Source organism: Nocardia sp. BMG51109 (assembly GCF_000526215.1).
GTDB lineage: Bacteria > Actinomycetota > Actinomycetes > Mycobacteriales > Mycobacteriaceae > Nocardia.
This window is the reverse complement of sequence record NZ_JAFQ01000004.1, coordinates 332,551-349,459: the sequence shown is the minus strand read 5'-3', so window position 1 is coordinate 349,459 and position 16,909 is coordinate 332,551. Positions and strand designations below refer to the sequence as shown.

Below are 16,909 nucleotides of genomic sequence, written 5' to 3'. Positions count from 1 at the left end.
GAACCCGAGCCCGGCGGGCGAGCGTACTCAGAGGATGCGGCTGAGGAATTGTTGTAGGCGGGGATGGGTTGGGGTGGAGAAGAATTCGGTCGGTGAGTTCTCCTCGACGATCTCCCCGTCGCTCATGAAGACGACTCGGTCGGCGGCCGCCTGCGCGAAGCCCATCTCGTGGCTGACCACCACCATGGTCATGCCTTCCTCGCGGAGGCGGATCATCACCTCGAGTACTTCCTTGACCATCTCGGGGTCGAGTGCGGAGGTCGGTTCGTCGAACAGCATGACCTGGGGTTTCATGGCCAGGGCGCGGGCGATGGCGACGCGTTGTTGCTGGCCGCCGGACAGCTGCGACGGGTAGTTGTCGCCCTTGTCCGCGAGCCCGACCAGGGCGAGCAGCTCCTGAGCTTCCTTGGCGGCCTGCACCTTCGACGTGCCGCGGACGTGCCGTGGTCCGGCCGCGACGTTCTCGCGCGCCGTCATCATCGGGAACAGATTGAAGCTCTGGAACACCATCCCGGTGTTGTGCCGCTGCCGCGCGATCTGCGTCTGCGATGCCGGTCGTAGTTCATCGCCGCTCGATGCGTACCCCATCGTCTCGCCGCATACCGCGATCGTGCCGGAATCGATCGTCTCGAGGCAGTTGAGCGTCCTCAGCAGGGTGCTCTTCCCGCTGCCCGAAGGTCCGAGCAGGAGCACCACCTCGCCCTCCTGCACCGTGAGATCGATGTTCTTCAGAACTTGCAAGTCGCCGAACGACTTCGAGACGTTGCGTACATCGATCACGGCCGTTCGCTCGATTACGTCGTGTGTCATCGGTTCACCGCTTCCAGTTCGGCCGCCGGGCCGTCGCCGGCTCCCGGTGTGGCCTTGCGCCGATAATTGCGGTCGTAGCCGCGTCCGAACTTCCTTTCCAGCGCCTGCTGGACGAATCCCCACACCGTGGTGAGGATCAGGTAGTAGATCGCTGCCGCGACAAGCCCTTCCAGGACCCGGAAGTTGAGCTGAACCGCGAACTGCGTTTGTCGGAGCAGCTCCTGCACCGAGATCACCGAGAGCAGAGTCGTCGTCTTGAGCAGCGAATTGAAGCTGTTGCCGAGCGACGGGATCATGATCCGCAGCGCCTGCGGCAGGACGACGACGCGGAATACCCTGAGCGGGGACATCCCGAGTGCACGAGCCGCCTCCGTCTGCCCCGAGGGCACGGACATCAGTCCCGAGCGCACGATCTCGGACAGATAGGCGGCCTCGTTCAGCACCAAGCCGAGTATCGCGGCTTCGATCACGCTGAGCTTGACGCCGAGCTGCGGAAGCCCCGTATAGATGATCACGAGCTGGACCAGCAGCGGTGTTCCCCGCATGAGCCAGACGTAGAACCCGGTGACGCCGCGCAGGGCGGTGAAACGTGACGAGCGCGCCGCCGCGACGATCACCGCGAGAACCAATCCGAGCGCCATGCTCACCGCTGTCATCCATACGGTGACCCACGCCCCCTTCAGCAATTGTGTGCTGGTGAGCATGGAGAAGAATGCGTCCCAAGACCACATGGTGGAAGCCTTTCCGAGGGGTTTCAGCTCGCGAGTGGTCCGGTGCTGACCGCGATGGGTCCCTCGTACGCCGTCACGCCGTACTTGGTGAACAAGGTCGACAGGGAGCCGTCTTCGCGCATCGCGGTGAGGACGCGCGCGACCTCTCCGGCGGCCTTGCTGTTCTTCGCGAACCCGAGCGCCAGCGGGGCCTCGTTGATGCCCTTGACCGCCGTCTCGAACCGCCCGCCCTTCTGATAGAAGGACGTCACGGACTCGACGATCGAGACGCCGTCGACCTGCCCCGCCGACAGCGCCTGGTAGGCGTCGGCGTTGGTGCGGAAGGTCTGCACCTTCAGCGGGGCCTTGCCCTGCTCGGCGAACGTTTTCGCGAGGGCCGTGAAGGTGTCGAACTCGTAGCCGGGCGCCTCCACTCCGATGGTCTTGCCGGCCAGATCATCGACCGAGGAGATGTGCTCGGGATTTCCCTGCGACACCGAGACGGATACCGCCTGGATCTCGTAGGGCACCAGGTCGACCGTCTGGGCGCGCTGCTCGGTGTAGAACATGCCGGTGTCGATCATGTCCCAGCGGCGGCCCTGCACGCCGGGGATCTGCGCCTCGAACTCGGTGTTGACGAAATGCGTTGTGAGGCATAGCCGTTTTGCGATCTCCTTGCCCAGGTCCACGCGCATTCCGGCGAGGTCGCCCGACTCGTCCACGTACTGCATGGGCGGGAGGGTCGCATTGGTGGCGATGGTGAGTGTGCCCTCGGAGGCGAGATCGGCCGCACCGAGAGTCGGGGTGCAGTTCGTGGGTGCGGCTTCTTCGCTCGATGAGCTGCACGCGGCGCCGAAGAGGAGTATGGCCGCGGCGGCCGTGAGACCGACGATCTTGTGCATGGGAGACCCTTTCAGTCACTCGTGCAGTGCTCCGAAAAATGGTCTGGATGCACCGAGCGTGGAAATTCGATGGGATCGATTGCATGGATGCTAAGTGGCCGATTCCGGGGCGGTCAACCCGCTTAACATCTCCTGAACCGAAGAAACATAGTGTTAACCGGAATCCGGAGAATTCGAGTTCTGATTATGCGTTGCGTCATAGCGGGCGCAGGAATCGCGTTCGATGAGCCGGGCGCCGACCCGGTAGGTCCTGCCGAGGGCCGACTCGCCGCGATCCCGCGAGTTCATCTGCTGCAGGACCAGGTCCATCGCCATGTCGGCGAGCTGCTGCGCGCCGTTGTCGATCACCGTGATCGCGGGCCGCCACAGGCCGAGCCAGGGCATGTCCTCGTGGCAGACGAGCGACAGGTCGCCCGGGAGCGTGACGCCGGCGCGCACCAGCGTGGGCAGCACCCCGAACACGGCCTCGTGGTTCGCGGCGTACAGGGCCGTGATCCTGGGGGATCCGTCGAGCAGGGACTCCGTCGCCTCTTCGCCGAACTCCGTGGTGAACGGGCCTTTTCGGACCAGCGCGGGATCCACCTCGAGCCCGGCGTCCTCGAGGGCCCGGCGGTAGCCGGCGAACCGTTCGCGCCCGGAGGTCGCCGTCGGGTGGCCGCCGACGTAGCCGATCTGCCGATGCCCCAGCCGCAGCAGGTGCCGGGTCGCGTCGTGCGCGCCGTTGTAGTCGTCGGCGAGCACGGTGGGTGCCTCGCAGTCGTGCACGGAGCGGATCAGGTTGACGACGGCGCAGTTCTGCCCCATCAGCGCGTTGGTGGCCTCGGGGTTGGATCCGGTGCCGATGATGATGGCGGCGTCGACGCCGTGTTCGGCCAGCATGGCGAGCACGTCCGCCTCGCGTTCGCCGTCGGCGTCGGTGATGCACAGTATGACCTGCAACCCGGCTTGGGCGGCCCGCCTGTGCACCACCTCGGCGACGGTGTGGAACGAGGCGTTGACCAGGTTGTTCATCACCAGGCCGAGGAGGTTCGAGCGGCGCGATCGCAGCGTGCTCGCGGCACGGTTCGGGCGGTACTGGAGGCGCCGCGCGGCGTTCTCCACGGCGGTGCGGGTCTCGGGCGAGATCAACGTGGAGCCGCTGAGTGCGCGGGAAGCCGTGCTTCGCGAGACCCCGGCGGCTCGTGCGACGTCGAGCAGGGTGACGGTCATGAATCCTCGGTTGTGGCTGATCGGGCGGGCTGCGAATCGCTGCGTCGTCGGTCGTCTCGCGGCCGGGTCGCCTGGTGCGAAATGGTGCCGCGTTCGGGTTAAGAGATTGTTTCCGGCTTGACTGAATCCTCTCCCACTCGGCAACGTATGGGATCGATCCCATACATTAAAGCAGTTACTTGCTCCTCGCGAGAAGGCTTCCATGAATCGACATGATGTTGAGTGGTCCGGCTACTGGCCGGCGGCTCCCACACCGTTCGCACCGGACGGCGCGCTCGACGAGTCCGCGCTGGCGGCGCTGATGGAGTTGTACGCCCGGCACCGTGTGAACGGGGTCCTGATCAACGGCAGCACCGGAGAATGGTTCAGCCAAAGTCCCGAGGAGCGCCGCGAGGTCGCGCGGATCGCCGTCGAGGCCGTGGCCGGGCGCTTCCCCGTGGTGGTCGGCGTCACCGCGTATACGCCGGACGAGGCCGTCGCCCTCGCCCGGCACGCCGAACGGATCGGCGCGGACGGCGTGCTGGCCACCCCGCCGCCGTACGTGCATCCGTCCCCGGACGAGATCGTGGCGTACTACCGGGACGTTTCCTCGGCGACGAGCCTTCCGTTCATGGTGTACAACTGGCCGCGCGGCGTCGCCGTAGACATGGGGGCCACGCCCGGGTTGTTGCGCCGGCTGGCCGAACTCGACCGAGTGGTGGCGATCAAGGACAGCACCGGGAACTGGCTCGGCATGCTCGACACGGTCGAACAGCTGTCGTCCGAGGTCCGAGTGTTCGGCAGCTTCCTGCACCGGCGCGGCCTGGCGGTGCTCCGGAACCTCGGCGGGGACGGCAATATCGACGGCGGCGGCGTCGGCGCGCCGTTCGCGGTCCCGTACTACCGGGCGGCGCTCGGCGGTGATCGGGACGCGGCGGCGATGTGGGCGGACCGGTATCAGTCGTTGTCGGGCAAGCTGATTCGCCCGGACTACAGCGGAGTCTTCGCGTCACCCATACCTCAGCTGAAGGCCGTCATGTCGATACTCGGCCAGCCCGGCGGGCACGTCCGGCCTCCGCTCCTGCCCTTCGGCGGCGACGGCGCCGCACTGGAACGCGTCGTCGCCGAGTCGGGGATCGCCGAGGCGGCCGGGGCCGTCGATGCCTAGAACGACCGATGTAGTCGTGATCGGGGCGGGGCTGGTCGGCGCGGTGACCGCGCTGCGCCTCGCGCAGGCCGGTCGGCGCGTGACGATCCTCGACCGATCCGCGCCCAATACCCAGGGTTCCGCCGCGACGGCCGGCAACCTGCACATCCAGACGATCCATACCCGCAGGCCCGGTCAGGACGTGCCCGTGGATGTGCGCAGGCTCGTCCCTTTCCAGAAGGAGGCGAGCCGGCTCTGGGACGAGCTGGCCGAGAATGTCGGTCCGGATCTCGGTCTGGTGCGGTGCGGCGGATTCATGGTCGCCGAAACCGACGCCCAGGTTGCCGCGCTGCGGGAAAAGCACGGGTGGGAAGCCGCGGCGGGCATCGCCTCGGAGGTCGTCGACGGCGAGACCGCACGACGCGAGCTGCCGCTGCTGGGCCGGACCGTGCGGGCGGCCACCTGGTGCGGACTGGACGGGTACGCCGAACCGCACCTGGCGGCACCCGCCGTGCTGTCGGCGGCGGTCGCCGCCGGTGCCGAACTGCATCCGTACACCCGAGTGACGGGTATCGAGCGCGTCGCCGACACCTGGCTCGTAAGTTCCGGATTCGAATCCTGGAGTGCGCCCAGCGTTGTCAACGCGGCGGGGCCGTGGATGGCCGAGGTCGCCCGCCTTGCCGGCGCCGAGGTGAACGTGCGCCCGGCAGCGCTGCAGATGCATTCGACCACCGCGGCGCCCGGAACGCTTCCGTATCTGGTACAGCATGTCGCGGAGGGTATTTCGGTCAAACAGGACCGGCGGGACCGAATCGTCATCGGCGGTGGTTGGCCGGGCGGGTCGTTCGACCCCGAGCGGCCGGCTCCGGTGAATGCCGCGAGTATCACCGGCAACCTGGCGCAGGTGTCGCGGCTGCTGCCCGCGCTGGCCGAGCACCCGATCGGGGCGGCGTGGACCGGCCCCGTGATCACGACATCGGACGAGATGCCGATCATCGGTGAATTGGACTGCGCACCAGGAATGTTCGTGGCGGGTGGTACGTACTCGTTCACCTTCGCGCCGGTCTGGGCCGACGTCCTCGGGGCGCTGGTGTGCGGGGAAGAGCCCGCTCTCGACGTCACAGAATTCGGGCCCGGCCGCCTCACCGCCGCTTCCCGCGCCGACCGACTCCAAGGAGAACCGCTATGACTACCGTCCGCATGTTCGTCAACGGGCAGGCGCTGTCCGGTGGCAGTTTGAACGACGCGCTCGCGGGCGCCCGGCTGATCGGCGAGGTGAAGACCGCCCCGCGGTATCGCTTCTACACGGTCCGCGACGAGTTTCCGGGCCTGTATCCCGTTGCGTCCGGCGGTGTCTCGGTACCGGGCGAGGTGTACGAGGTGTCGTACGAGGTGCTGCGGGAGAAGCTGTTGCCGCGGGAGCCCTCGGAATTGGAGCTGACCGTCATCGAACTCGACGACGGTTCCGGCTCGCTATCGATGAAGATGCGCGAGGAGTCGCTGGGCCTGCCGGGAGTGTCGGATATCAGCGACCGCGGTGGCTGGATCGCGTACGGAAAGGCGATCGCATGAACGCGCCGGTGGTGATTCGCGGCGGCACGGTGGTCGAGGCGTCGTGGAATGGCCCGGCGGATGTGCTGATACGAGACGGGAAGATAGCGGCTCTCCTGAAACCCGGTGCCGCCGTGCCGGATCCGGCCATTCGGACCGTCGATGCCACCGACCGGCTCGTGCTGCCCGGCGGGGTCGACCCGCACTGCCATGTGGGATTCACCTCCGGTGAGTTCACCTCGCTGGACTCCTACGCGGAGTGCACGACGGCGGCCGTCTTCGGCGGCACCACCACGATCGTCGACTTCGCGATTCCCCGTCCCGGCCGACGCCCGCTCGACGCGGCCGTCGCGCAGCGAGCCAAGGCCGGCGAGGGGCTGTGCGACTCCGCGCTGCACGGGTGCGTCGTCGAATGGGACGACACCACGGCAGATCAGCTGAAGACCATGGCGGACAGTGGTATTCGAACGATCAAGATGTTCACCACCTATGCGGGCGAGAGCATGGCCAACGCGCACACCATCCTGCGCACGATGCAGGCCACCCGCGATCTCGGCGGCATGGTGATCATCCACTGCGAGTCCGACGCCATCATCGTCGACGCGCAGACCCGGGCGGCGGAGGCGGCCGGCGTCGACGCCGCGCACATGGCATGCACACGGCCCGAGATCGCGGAGACCGCCGCGGTCGCGGAGATTCTGGCGATCGCCGAATCCCAGAATGCGCCGGTCTATTTCGTGCATCAGTCGACCGCGGAGGCGGTGGAACTGGTGGCCGACGCGCGCAAGCGCGGCCTGGTCGCATTCACGGAATCGGTGGCGCATCATCTCGTGCTCGGCGACGGTGCCTACACCGGCGAGGGGCCCGAGAGGTTCGTGTGCTGCCCGCCGCTGCGGTCCGCCGAGGCGGTCGAGGCGCTCGGCGAGCATCTGTTCACGGGGCACATCACCACCCTCGGATCCGATCACTGCTGCTACGACCTGGACCAGAAGCAGGTACATCGCCACGATGTGCGACATATGCCGAACGGCCTTCCGGGCGTGGAAACCCGGCTGCCCGTGATCTTCTCGCGGTACGTGCACGACCGCGGCCTGTCCGCCAGCCGGTTCGTGCAGCTGAGCGCCACCAATCCGGCCCGGACGAACGGCCTGTACCCGCGCAAAGGGTCGCTCATGCCCGGCGCCGACGCGGATGTCGCCATCTGGGACCCACAGGCCCGGTGGACGGCCGGCGTCGGCCAACTGCACCAGGCAACGGATTACACGCCCTACGAGGGCATGGCATTGACGGGCCGGCCCACCACCGTGCTCGTCGGCGGGCATGTGGTCGTCGACCGTGGCGAACTCGTCGATGACACCCCCCGAGGCCGGCATCTCGAGGCGAGCCCGCTCGACTTCCGGGAAATGGCGACCGGCTGCATTCCGGCGGGTTGAGATCGGCACAGTTGCCCCAGACCTCCGGTGACGCCGTAATCGCCTTGGCGGCAGTACGGTTCGGGGTGATGTCACCCGTGGTGTCTCGCATGGCCCGGTTGCTTCCGGGGAACCGGGTGGAGATGACCGCGCAGGAAGGTGAGGACCTCGCGGCGGGCCGGCCGGGCGGCCGGAACCACGCCGGGGGTGCTGAGGAAGGTGTGGGTGGCGTTCGGGTAGCAGGTCAGGTGGGCTTCGGTGCCGTCCTGGCGGAGGCGCTCGGCGTACCGGCGTCCGTGGTCGGCCAAGGGATCCAGCGCGGCGGTGATCACCAGGGCCGGTGGCAGATCGGAGAGATCGTCGAACTTCACCGGGGACACGGTGCGCGAGTCGAGATCCGGCGGCAGGCTCACCCTGCGGGACACCTGCAACCGGGACAGCGAAAGTGTGGGGTTGTCGGCGTTCTCCGTCATCGACGGGTAGTCGGTGAGGGTGTCGGTCCAGTCGGTGCTCGGGTAGTTCAGGACTTGGGCGTGCAGGGCGGGGCCGTCGGTGCGGGCACGCAGCGCCAGGAGCGCGGCGATCATGCCGCCGGCGCTCTCGCCCATGACCGCGACAGCGGCGGGGTCGATGCCCCACCCCACGGCGTCGTCGACCAGCCGGACGAGCGTGTCGTAGCCGTCCTCGATCGGTTGGGGCAGCGGATGTTCCGGGGCGAGGCGGTATTCGACCGCTACTACCACGGCCGGGCAGCGGGCCGCGAGATGGCTGTTGAGCCAGTCGTTCTGGGCGGCGGTGCCCGCGACGAAACCGCCACCGTGAAACGAGACGATCAGGGGCAGTGGCCGATTCGCGTCCTTCGGGCGGTGCACGCGCACCATCGGGCGGCGGCCCGGAAGGTCGATCGTGGTGTTCTCGATGCGGGCGCCACGGTCCGGCCGGCCGGTGATGATCCGTGCGGCGCGCGACGATGCCATGCGATTCGCCTTGTCCCGTGCGGCGATCAGCTCGTCGTCGGTGCATGCCTCCCAGTCCCGGGTGTCCTTCAGGAGGCGGGTGCCCAGTGGAGCCTTGCCCTTCGTCAACATGGCCGTCAGCATGCGCCGACGTGCGAACGGGTGTCTTGGAGAAATGTTCCGCCCGGTGCCGCGAGCGTCGAGTCACAATCCGGGGTTCGTGGCCGGCCACGCGACATCGTCGACGTCGAGCCACGGCGCACAGGCCACGGCCGTAGGCGTCATCCCGGCGAAGGCCATGACGTCCCGGTTCAGGTGGGACTGATCGACAAAGCCACAATCCGTCGCCACCAGGGCGGCGCTGTGCCCCGCGGCGAGGCGGTGCGCCGCGTGGTCGAATCGGATCAGCGTCGCAGCGCGTTTGGGCGTGAGACCGATCTGGGACCCGAACCGGGACCACAGCCGCTTACGGCTCCAGCCCACCTCGGCCGCCAGGTGCTCGACCCGAATCCGTCCGCGGCTCATCGCCATTCGGCGCCAGGCGAAGGCGACCTCCGGATCCACCGCTCGGCCTGACGCCCCTCGCCGAGCTATCGCCGCCTGTGCGATCGTGAACCGCTCGTCCCACGACCCGGCCGCGTGCAGTCGCTCCCGGATTCGCCCGGCGTCGCGGCCCCAGAGATCCTCGAGGGCGACCACCGTCCCGCCCAACTCCGAACAGGCGCCCAACGCGGCGTGCGCGACCGGGGGTGACAGCCGTAACTGGAGAAGGTCGATATCCCGCCCGCATCCTCGGAAAACGCTGTCCGGCGCCATGCCGACGACGACGCTGCCGCGCCTTCGTTCGCCGCCGGCGTCGTCGGTGAGCAGTGCGTCGCCGAAATCGATGAACACCGTGAGTGCCGGGTACGGGACCATCCGAAGATCGATGAGGCCATCCGCCCGGCCACGGAACCCCGCCATACTGATCCCGGTAACGCCCGGCCCGGACGGCACCGCGATGTCCACCGTGGTCCCGGCGATGCGGACCGGTACGACAGGCATGCCGCCATGGTACGAGCGAGTTGAGCCCTGATTACACCGATGTGCTACCGAGCGGGGATTTCGGCGTTTCCGGCGACGTAGTGACACCGTCGGCGGCGCGGGTCTCACGTGGGGATGCCGAGGAGCTTGGCCGCGGTCCAGACTGCCAGGGCGAGGATGGACAGGATTGCGCCGATTATTGCCAGTGGCTTGCCTTTTCGGGGGCCTGTGCAGGCGAGGATGCCGAGGGCCAGGCCGGGTAGCGCGATGACGTACACGAGGTACTGGCGGTAGTCGGTCAGGGCGTTGGGGAGGTTCGGGAGAAGGGGGACGACCGCCGCGGCGGCTCCGAGGATGAGCGCGACTACGGCGAATCCGAATCCCTTGGCGGGCACCGCGGGACCGTAGGGCACGTGCTGTTGCCAGGGTTGCGGCGGGCCGTAGCCGAACTGAGGCGGCTGATTCGGGGGCTGCCCGAATTGGTCCGGGTACGGCGGTTGCCGCATCGGCGGGGGCTGCGGGACCTGGTGCTGCGGACCCCCATGGGGGTCGGGCGCGTACGGATCGTTCGGCACCGGCCGAGCGTATCGGTGGCCCCTTGTGATCGCCCAGTGATTCGGTTGCACCCGAGCTGGGCGGCGGTTCGTCGTCGGGACAAAAGATCTAGGTATTGCCGAGGACCCACGGGTCGTTGGACTTCAGCGCGACGAGCAGCCGGCGGATGGCGGCCACGCGGCGCTGCTTGCCGGGCAGCTCGTCGAGGGTGCACTCCGGGTCGGCGGGCGGGCCCAGGTGGGTGCAGCCGCGGGGGCAGTCCTCGATGGCCTCGGCGAGATCGTCGAAGGCCTGGATGACGTCGTCGGGAGTGATGTGCGCGAGACCGAACGAGCGGATTCCCGGGGTATCGATGACCCAGCCGCCGTCGGGCAGCGGCAGCGCCACCGACTGGGTGGAGGTGTGCCGGCCCTTGCCGACCCCGGAGACCTCGCCGACGGCCCGTTCCGCTTCCGGGACAAGACGATTCACCAACGTCGACTTGCCGACACCGGAGTGGCCGAGCAGGCAGCTGAGTTGGTCGCGCAGCATCGACTCGATCGGCTCCAGCGGGTCGTCGCGGCCGCCGTAGACGATGGTCAGGCCCAGATCCTCGAATTCCGAAGCGAATTCGGACTCGGCGGCCAGATCGCGTTTGGTCAGGCACAGAACCGGTTCCAGCCCACCGGCGTACGCCGCGGCCATGGCGCGCTCCACGAAGCCGGTGCGCGGTGGCGGGTCGGCCAGCGCGACCACGACGAACAGCAGCTCGGCATTGGCCACCACCACCCGCTCGAACGGGTCGGTGTCATCGGCGGTGCGCCGCAACACCGTTCGCCGTTCGGTCACCCGCACGATCCGCGCCAGGCTGTCCGGCTTGCCGGACAGATCGCCCACCACGTCCACCTGATCGCCGACGACGATCGGGGTGCGGCCCAGCTCGCGGGCCCGCATCGCGACGATCCGCCGGCGCGGGTCGCCGCCCAGCACGCAGCTCCATCGCCCGCGGTCGACGGCGGTGACCATGGCCGCCTCCGCGTCCCGGTGCTCGGGCCGGGTCTTGGTGCGAGGACGCGAGCCTCTGCCCGGGCGCACCCGGACATCGGACTCGTCGTACTCGCGGCGTCTCAGCTCGCCGCTCCCGCCGCCGTACCGGCCTCCACCTCGCCGTCGGAAAGCATTGCGTCCCACAGGTCCACGAAATTCGGCAGCGTCTTGGCGGTGGTGCCGATGTCCTCGATTTCGATGCCCGGCACGCGCAGCCCGAGGATGGCGCCGGCGGTGGCCATGCGGTGGTCGGCGTAGGAGTGCCATTCCCCGCCCCGCAGCGCGGTGGGCTCGATGTGCAATCCGTCCTCGGTTTCGGAGACGTTGCCGCCGAGCCGGTTGATCTCGGTGGACAGCGCCGCGAGCCGGTCGGTCTCGTGGCCGCGCAGGTGCGCGATGCCGCGCAGCCGCGACGGCGAATCGGCCAGCGCCGCCAGCGCCGCGACGGTGGGGGTGAGCTCGCCGACGTCGTGCAGGTCGATGTCGATGCCCGCCAGCTGATCCGGGCCGCGGACGGTCAGCTGGCCGTCGAAGCGGCGGGTCTCGGCGCCCATGCGCACCAGGATCTCCCGGATGATGTCGCCGGCCTGGGTGGTCAGCGACGGCCAGTGCGGGATGGTCATCTCGCCGCCGGTCACCGCGGCCGCGGCCAGGAACGGGGTGGCGTTGGACAGGTCCGGCTCCACCTCCCAGTCCACGGCGTGGATCGGGCCGGGCGCCACCGTCCAGACCTGCTCGGCGCGCGGGCTGCTCGGCGCCCGCACCTGCACGCCGGCCTGCTCCAGCATCTGCACGGTCATCGCGATGTGCGGCAGCGAGGGGAGCGGCGCGCCCTCGTGCCGGACCGTCACGCCCTCGTCGAAGCGGGCCGCCGACAGCAGCAGACCGGAGACGAACTGGGAGGAGCCGGACGCGTCGATGGTCACCGGGCCGCCGCGCAGCGAGCCGGTGCCGTGCACCACGAACGGCAGCGAATCGCCCTCGATCTCGACCCCGAGCTGTCGCACCGCGTTCAGGACGGTGGCCAGCGGGCGCAACCGGGCCTGGTCGTCGCCGAAGAACGCCACGTTGCCGTGGGCCAGCGCCGCCACCGGCGGCAGGAACCGCATGACGGTGCCGGCCAGGCCGCAGTCGATCGTGGCGTTGTGCAGGCCCTCCGCGGGCGTGACCGTGAGAACATCTGCGTCGCCGGTGATTTCGGTACCCATGGCCCGCAGGGCGGCGATCATCAGATTGGTGTCACGGCTGCGCAGCGCGCCGGTGATCGTCGAGGGCCGGTCGGCGAGCGCGGCCAGGATCAATGCCCGGTTGGTGATGGACTTCGACCCGGGCAGGGTGACGGTCGCGTGCACGGCATGGTCGGTATGGGGCGCGGGCCAGAAACTCACCCCTCTATCTTCTCCTACGCGCGGTCGGAGAGGGCGCGCGGTCACGGAGTTGTGTCCTGAAAGAATCAGAACTCCAGCTCTGACCAGGGGATATGAATGGGGAAGGGGTGGTCGATCGCGATGCCGCCGGTGTCGGCGCGGGTCCATTCGCCGACGGCGAGATAGTTGGCGCGGTGCAGTGGACGAACGCCGTCGGGCAATTGTCCGGGCCGGGTTTCGAGCGCGAGGGCGCGCACCATGTCGATGGCGCTGTCGTCGCGTTCCAGATGGACCTCCCAGTACCAAGGGATCCCGGCGTCCGCATAGCGTCCCTTCTTCGCCTCGACATCCACCGGTGTGTTGGACGGCGACAGCACCTCACCGACGAGCAGTACATCGCTGGAGCGGATGTCACGGTAGGGGCCACCGAGACAACGGTGCACCAGAAAATCGGGCGTGGCGAAATCGGATTTTCCAGTGGCGCCGAAGAATATGTTGGTCTCGAAGTTGGCGACCCAGCAGTGGTCGGGTCGAGTCGACATGTCTTTACGTGTCGACTGTTCGAGGGCGTTGGTCAGACGTCGGATGAACATCTGATGCTCACCGCTACCCCGGCGCATCCACACCACGCGCCCGTTCCACAGCTCGATCTGGTCTGCGATCTCTTCGGGAAGCCGCTCCAGTTCCTCCCAGCTCATGTACTCGGGGAGGTCGGGCCGCTCGATGTGCGGGCCGGACATGCGGCAATGATAGCCCGAGGCCGGTGCGGTCAGGTGCTTCACGCCGACCGCACCGGCCTCCCGTAGCTCGGTGTTACTTGTTCCGCCCGTGCAGCAGCGGGACCACCCGCCGCAGCAGCTTCATCGTCGATTCGGTGCGGGCGTAGCTCAGCAGGGCTATGCCGGGAATCTGGAAGCGCTGCACCGCGATCGAGTGCGCGGCGGTGAACTCCAGCATGCCGGGCGCGCCGTGGATGCGGCCGATGCCGGAGTCGCGGCCGCCGCCGAACGGCAGCGCGGAGATCGCCGCGAAGCCCAGCACGGCGTTGACCGACGTGGCGCCGGCCTCGAGCCGGCGCGCGATCTCCAGCCCGTGCTTGCGCGAGAACACCGTCGAGCCCAGCGAGTAGGTGGAATCGTTGGCCAGAGCGACGGCCTCGTCGACGCTGCGCACGCTGCGGATGGTCAGCGTCGGGCCGAAGGTCTCCTCGCGCACCGCCGCGGAATTCTCGTCCACGTCCACGAGGACGACCGGCTCGATGTAGGGACCCTTGATCGATTCGGGACCGCCCAGCACGGCCGTGCCGCCGTTCTTCAGCGCATCCTCGATGTGGCGGCGCACGATATCGATCTGGCTCGGCATGGTCATCGGCCCGTAGGCGGCCTTGTCGTCGGAGCCGGGGTGCACGTCCGACAGGATCTTCTTCACCTCGGCCACGAACTCGTCGCGGATCGAGGCGTCTACGTACACCCGCTCGACGCCGGCGCAGGTCTGCCCGCTGTTCATGGTGGCGCCGTAAGCGACCGCGTCGGCGGCGGCCTTGATGTCGGCGTCGGCGGCGACGATCACGGCATCCTTGCCGCCGCATTCCAGCAGCACCGGGGTCAGCCGGTCGGCGGCGGCCGCCATGATCTTCTTGCCGGTGGCGGCGGAACCGGTGAACGCGATCTTGTCGATATCGGAGCGCACCAGCGCGGCGCCGGTCTCGCCGTAGCCGTTGACGGTGACGAAAACCCCGTCGGGCAGTTCGGGATTCGCCTCGGCGAACGCCTTGGTGTAGAAGTTGCCGATACTGGTGGAATATTCGCTGGGCTTGTACACCACGGTGTTGCCGGCGGCCAGCGCGTAGGCGATCGAGCCGTTCGGCGTGAAGATCGGGTAGTTCCACGGGCCGATCACGCCGATCACACCCAGCGGGCGCTGCTCGAGGTAGGCGCCGAAGTTCGACATCAGCGCGCCGGGAGAGACCTTCCTCGGCTTCAGGACCTTCTCGGCGTTCTTGGCCGCCCAGGCGATGTGCTCGAGGGTCAGCAGCAGCTCGAGGAACGCGTCGTCGCGCGGCTTGCCGTTCTCGGCGTGGATGAGATCGCAGAGCTCTTCGGACTTGGCGACCAGACGGCTGGCCCAGCGCAGCAGGTACTTCTTGCGCTCCGCGTAGGTCAGCGCGCCCCAGGTCGTCGCGGCGCCGCGGGCTCTGTCGACGGCCGCGTTCACCGCCTGCTGGTCGGCGATCGGATGAGTGGCGATGACCTCGCCGTTGGCCGGGTTGACCGAGGTCAACGTGGTCTCGCCGGCGACGGCGGTGGACTCGGTGGTGGACATGATTCGGGCGACCCCTAGTGAGAGAGCTACGGCACGAAGTTCTCATACCCTAGATGTGAAGTCAACTGCCTTCAGTTGCATTTCCGGTCATCTTTCGGACCTTTCGGTCATCCGGGTATTTGTCGGCGTGCGGTGGCAACATGGTGGCATGTGCGGCAGATACGCGACCACCGCGAACCCGGCCCGATTGGCGGCCGAACTCGACGCCGTCGACGAGACCGGTGATCCGCCCGAGGCCGAGCGCCCCAACTACAACGTAGCGCCCACCAACCGGGTGCTGACGGTGGTGGAGCGGCGCGAGCACGACGATCCCGACAGCGATCCCCGGCTGCGGATCCGCCGCATGCGCTGGGGCCTGATCCCGGTGTGGACCAAGGCCGCCGAGCCCGGCGTCCCGGCCAAGGGCAAACCGCTGTTCAATGCCCGGGCCGATCGCGCCGAGACGGCCCCGTCGTTCCGTGACGCGGCGAAGCGGCGCCGCTGCCTGGTGCCCATGGACGGCTGGTACGAATGGCTGGTCGAGAGCGCGCCGACCGATAAGGGCAAGGCGGTCAAGCAGCCGTACTACATGTCGAACGCCGACGGTTCCCGCCTCTACATGGCGGGCCTGTGGTCGACCTGGCGCGACCGGTCGCAGCCGGCGATGGACCCGATCCTGTCCTGCACGATCCTCACCACCGACGCGGTCGGCGACCTGACCGGGATCCACGACCGCATGCCGCTGGTGCTGCCGCGCGAGAACTGGGACGCCTGGCTGGACCCCGATCATCCGGCCCCGCACGAGCTACTGGAAACCCCCGGTCCGGAACGAGTGTCGGGCATCGTGGCACGTCCGGTGTCGTCGCTGGTGAACAGCGTCCGCAACAACGGCCCGGAGCTGCTGGCGCCCGCTACGGGGGAGCCGGCGGCGGATACCCGGCAGCCCGGGCAGACCAGCCTGATCTGAGCCCGGCCCGCTGTCGGCGGGCACGTGCCGGCTCGGCGGCCGGAGTCACAGCTTGCACTTCACCGTCGGTGTGGCGATATTGAGCCCGCACTTGATGACGTTCGTCCCCAGATCGAGCAGCTCGCCCACGGTGCCGGCGCCCAGCTTCTCCGCCTTCTCGGGGGCCTTCTCGATGCGCTTCTCCGGCTCGCTCTGCTGGCGCTCGTGCGGCGTCCCCGGGCCGCCGAGCGGATAGTCGGGGCTCACCTCCGGTGCCGCGCCCGCGGGGGCGGCCAGTACGCCGCCCCCTACAGCGAGGATCACGCCGCACGCGGCGACCATGGTGCGTACACGCTGTCGGTGGGACATCTCGCATCACATCCTCACGGTCGAGAAGTATCTGGCGTGATCAAGTAATGCACAGATGCGGGTGTGGTTCGTGTGATTTATGTGATTTATGCCTGTGAGCGTGGCGTGTCCGCCAGCCCGATCAGCCTCTCCCGGGCCGCCTCGTAGTCGTCGACGAACCGGCGCAGCAGCGTGGCGAGCTGGTCGCGATCGGTGGGATCCCAGTCCGCCACGATGTGCGTCAGGACCTCGCTGCGGCGCCGGTGCAGCTGTTCGGCCAGTGCGCGGCCGGCCGCGGTGACGACCAGCATGCTGGCCCGGCCGTCGTCGGGGTCGGCGCGGCGCTCGATCAGGCCGCGCTTGACCAGCCCCGCCACCTGCCGGCTGATGGTGGACGCGTCGGAGAGCATCGCCTCGGCCAGCGCGCCGGACCGCATCGGGCCGTCGGCCAGCAGCCGGAACAGGATGGTGTACGCGGAGGTGTCGATCTCGCCGCCGGACGCGGCCGAGATCTGCGCATTGGTGCGCTCGCGGATGCGCCCCAGCCGGATCAGCTGCTGGCCGATCACATCGATGGCCTCGTTGCCGAGCGCCTCCGCGCCCGTCGTCTCGTCGCCGGTCGTCTCGTTCCCGGTCGTCTCGTCACCGTCCATCCGACGGCCACCTC

The 16,909-nt window shown here is 68.5% G+C and carries 18 protein-coding genes; 5 read left to right on the top strand and 13 right to left on the bottom strand.

Annotation, left to right across the window (positions count from 1 at the left end):
- Positions 1 to 27: 27 nt before the first annotated feature.
- From D892_RS0102980 to D892_RS0102965, 4 genes are all read right to left on the bottom strand, one after another.
- Complete coding sequence (locus tag D892_RS0102980) at positions 28 to 810, bottom strand: amino acid ABC transporter ATP-binding protein (protein WP_024799827.1); 783 nt, start codon at positions 808 to 810, stop codon at positions 28 to 30.
- Complete coding sequence (locus D892_RS0102975) at positions 807 to 1,514, bottom strand: amino acid ABC transporter permease (protein WP_255360289.1); 708 nt, start codon at positions 1,512 to 1,514, stop codon at positions 807 to 809. The genes D892_RS0102980 and D892_RS0102975 overlap by 4 nt, the downstream gene beginning before the upstream one ends.
- A gap of 50 nt (positions 1,515 to 1,564) precedes the next feature.
- Positions 1,565 to 2,422, bottom strand: a complete 858-nt coding sequence (locus D892_RS0102970) for an ABC transporter substrate-binding protein (protein ID WP_024799825.1) — start codon at positions 2,420 to 2,422, stop codon at positions 1,565 to 1,567.
- Positions 2,423 to 2,575: 153 nt separating this feature from the next.
- A complete protein-coding gene (locus D892_RS0102965; RefSeq protein ID WP_024799824.1) occupies positions 2,576 to 3,631 on the bottom strand; it encodes a LacI family DNA-binding transcriptional regulator in 1,056 nt (351 codons plus the stop codon).
- Positions 3,632 to 3,833: 202 nt separating this feature from the next.
- Between D892_RS0102965 and D892_RS0102960 the strand changes: the two genes are divergently transcribed.
- Genes D892_RS0102960 through hydA form a run of 4 tightly spaced genes read left to right on the top strand, consistent with a single transcriptional unit; the run spans position 3,834 to position 7,741 of the window.
- Positions 3,834 to 4,778 carry a dihydrodipicolinate synthase family protein gene (locus tag D892_RS0102960; RefSeq protein WP_024799823.1) on the top strand — a complete coding sequence of 315 codons (945 nt, stop codon included), beginning with the start codon at positions 3,834 to 3,836 and terminating at the stop codon, positions 4,776 to 4,778.
- On the top strand, positions 4,771 to 5,946 hold the full coding sequence (locus D892_RS0102955) for an FAD-binding oxidoreductase (protein ID WP_024799822.1): 1,176 nt from the start codon (positions 4,771 to 4,773) through the stop codon (positions 5,944 to 5,946). The genes D892_RS0102960 and D892_RS0102955 overlap by 8 nt, the downstream gene beginning before the upstream one ends.
- Entirely contained in the window at positions 5,943 to 6,329 is a 387-nt protein-coding gene (locus D892_RS0102950; protein WP_024799821.1) for a gamma-glutamylcyclotransferase, read from the top strand. The genes D892_RS0102955 and D892_RS0102950 overlap by 4 nt, the downstream gene beginning before the upstream one ends.
- Positions 6,326 to 7,741, top strand: coding sequence for a dihydropyrimidinase (hydA, locus tag D892_RS0102945; protein WP_024799820.1), 1,416 nt, complete (start codon positions 6,326 to 6,328; stop codon positions 7,739 to 7,741). The genes D892_RS0102950 and hydA overlap by 4 nt, the downstream gene beginning before the upstream one ends.
- A gap of 71 nt (positions 7,742 to 7,812) precedes the next feature.
- On the opposite strand, the gene D892_RS0102940 is transcribed toward hydA, so the two are convergent.
- From D892_RS0102940 to D892_RS0102910, 7 genes are all read right to left on the bottom strand, one after another.
- Positions 7,813 to 8,808 (bottom strand): alpha/beta hydrolase, encoded by a 996-nt coding sequence (locus D892_RS0102940; RefSeq protein ID WP_024799819.1) that lies wholly within the window; start codon positions 8,806 to 8,808, stop codon positions 7,813 to 7,815.
- Between the two features lie 72 nt (positions 8,809 to 8,880).
- Positions 8,881 to 9,720, bottom strand: a complete 840-nt coding sequence (locus D892_RS0102935) for a helix-turn-helix domain-containing protein (RefSeq protein ID WP_024799818.1) — start codon at positions 9,718 to 9,720, stop codon at positions 8,881 to 8,883.
- Positions 9,721 to 9,824: 104 nt separating this feature from the next.
- Complete coding sequence (locus D892_RS0102930) at positions 9,825 to 10,274, bottom strand: hypothetical protein (protein ID WP_024799817.1); 450 nt, start codon at positions 10,272 to 10,274, stop codon at positions 9,825 to 9,827.
- Between the two features lie 88 nt (positions 10,275 to 10,362).
- On the bottom strand, positions 10,363 to 11,364 hold the full coding sequence (gene rsgA / locus D892_RS0102925; protein WP_036567972.1) for a ribosome small subunit-dependent GTPase A: 1,002 nt from the start codon (positions 11,362 to 11,364) through the stop codon (positions 10,363 to 10,365).
- Complete coding sequence (aroA, locus tag D892_RS48295; protein WP_024799815.1) at positions 11,361 to 12,668, bottom strand: 3-phosphoshikimate 1-carboxyvinyltransferase; 1,308 nt, start codon at positions 12,666 to 12,668, stop codon at positions 11,361 to 11,363. Before aroA ends, rsgA begins: the two co-directional genes overlap by 4 nt.
- A gap of 65 nt (positions 12,669 to 12,733) precedes the next feature.
- Positions 12,734 to 13,387, bottom strand: a complete 654-nt coding sequence (locus tag D892_RS0102915) for a Uma2 family endonuclease (protein ID WP_024799814.1) — start codon at positions 13,385 to 13,387, stop codon at positions 12,734 to 12,736.
- A gap of 73 nt (positions 13,388 to 13,460) precedes the next feature.
- On the bottom strand, positions 13,461 to 14,969 hold the full coding sequence (locus D892_RS0102910; RefSeq protein ID WP_024799813.1) for an aldehyde dehydrogenase family protein: 1,509 nt from the start codon (positions 14,967 to 14,969) through the stop codon (positions 13,461 to 13,463).
- A 148-nt stretch (positions 14,970 to 15,117) separates the two neighbouring features.
- Between D892_RS0102910 and D892_RS0102905 the strand changes: the two genes are divergently transcribed.
- The gene (locus D892_RS0102905; RefSeq protein WP_024799812.1) at positions 15,118 to 15,915 is read left to right on the top strand and encodes an SOS response-associated peptidase; all 798 of its coding nucleotides are present in this window, start codon (positions 15,118 to 15,120) and stop codon (positions 15,913 to 15,915) included.
- A gap of 45 nt (positions 15,916 to 15,960) precedes the next feature.
- Here the strand turns inward: D892_RS0102905 and D892_RS0102900 are convergent, their stop codons facing one another.
- Positions 15,961 to 16,263, bottom strand: a complete 303-nt coding sequence (locus D892_RS0102900; protein ID WP_156959356.1) for a hypothetical protein — start codon at positions 16,261 to 16,263, stop codon at positions 15,961 to 15,963.
- Positions 16,264 to 16,349: 86 nt separating this feature from the next.
- Positions 16,350 to 16,895, bottom strand: a complete 546-nt coding sequence (locus D892_RS0102895) for a MarR family winged helix-turn-helix transcriptional regulator (RefSeq protein ID WP_024799810.1) — start codon at positions 16,893 to 16,895, stop codon at positions 16,350 to 16,352.
- Positions 16,896 to 16,909 lie beyond the last annotated feature (14 nt).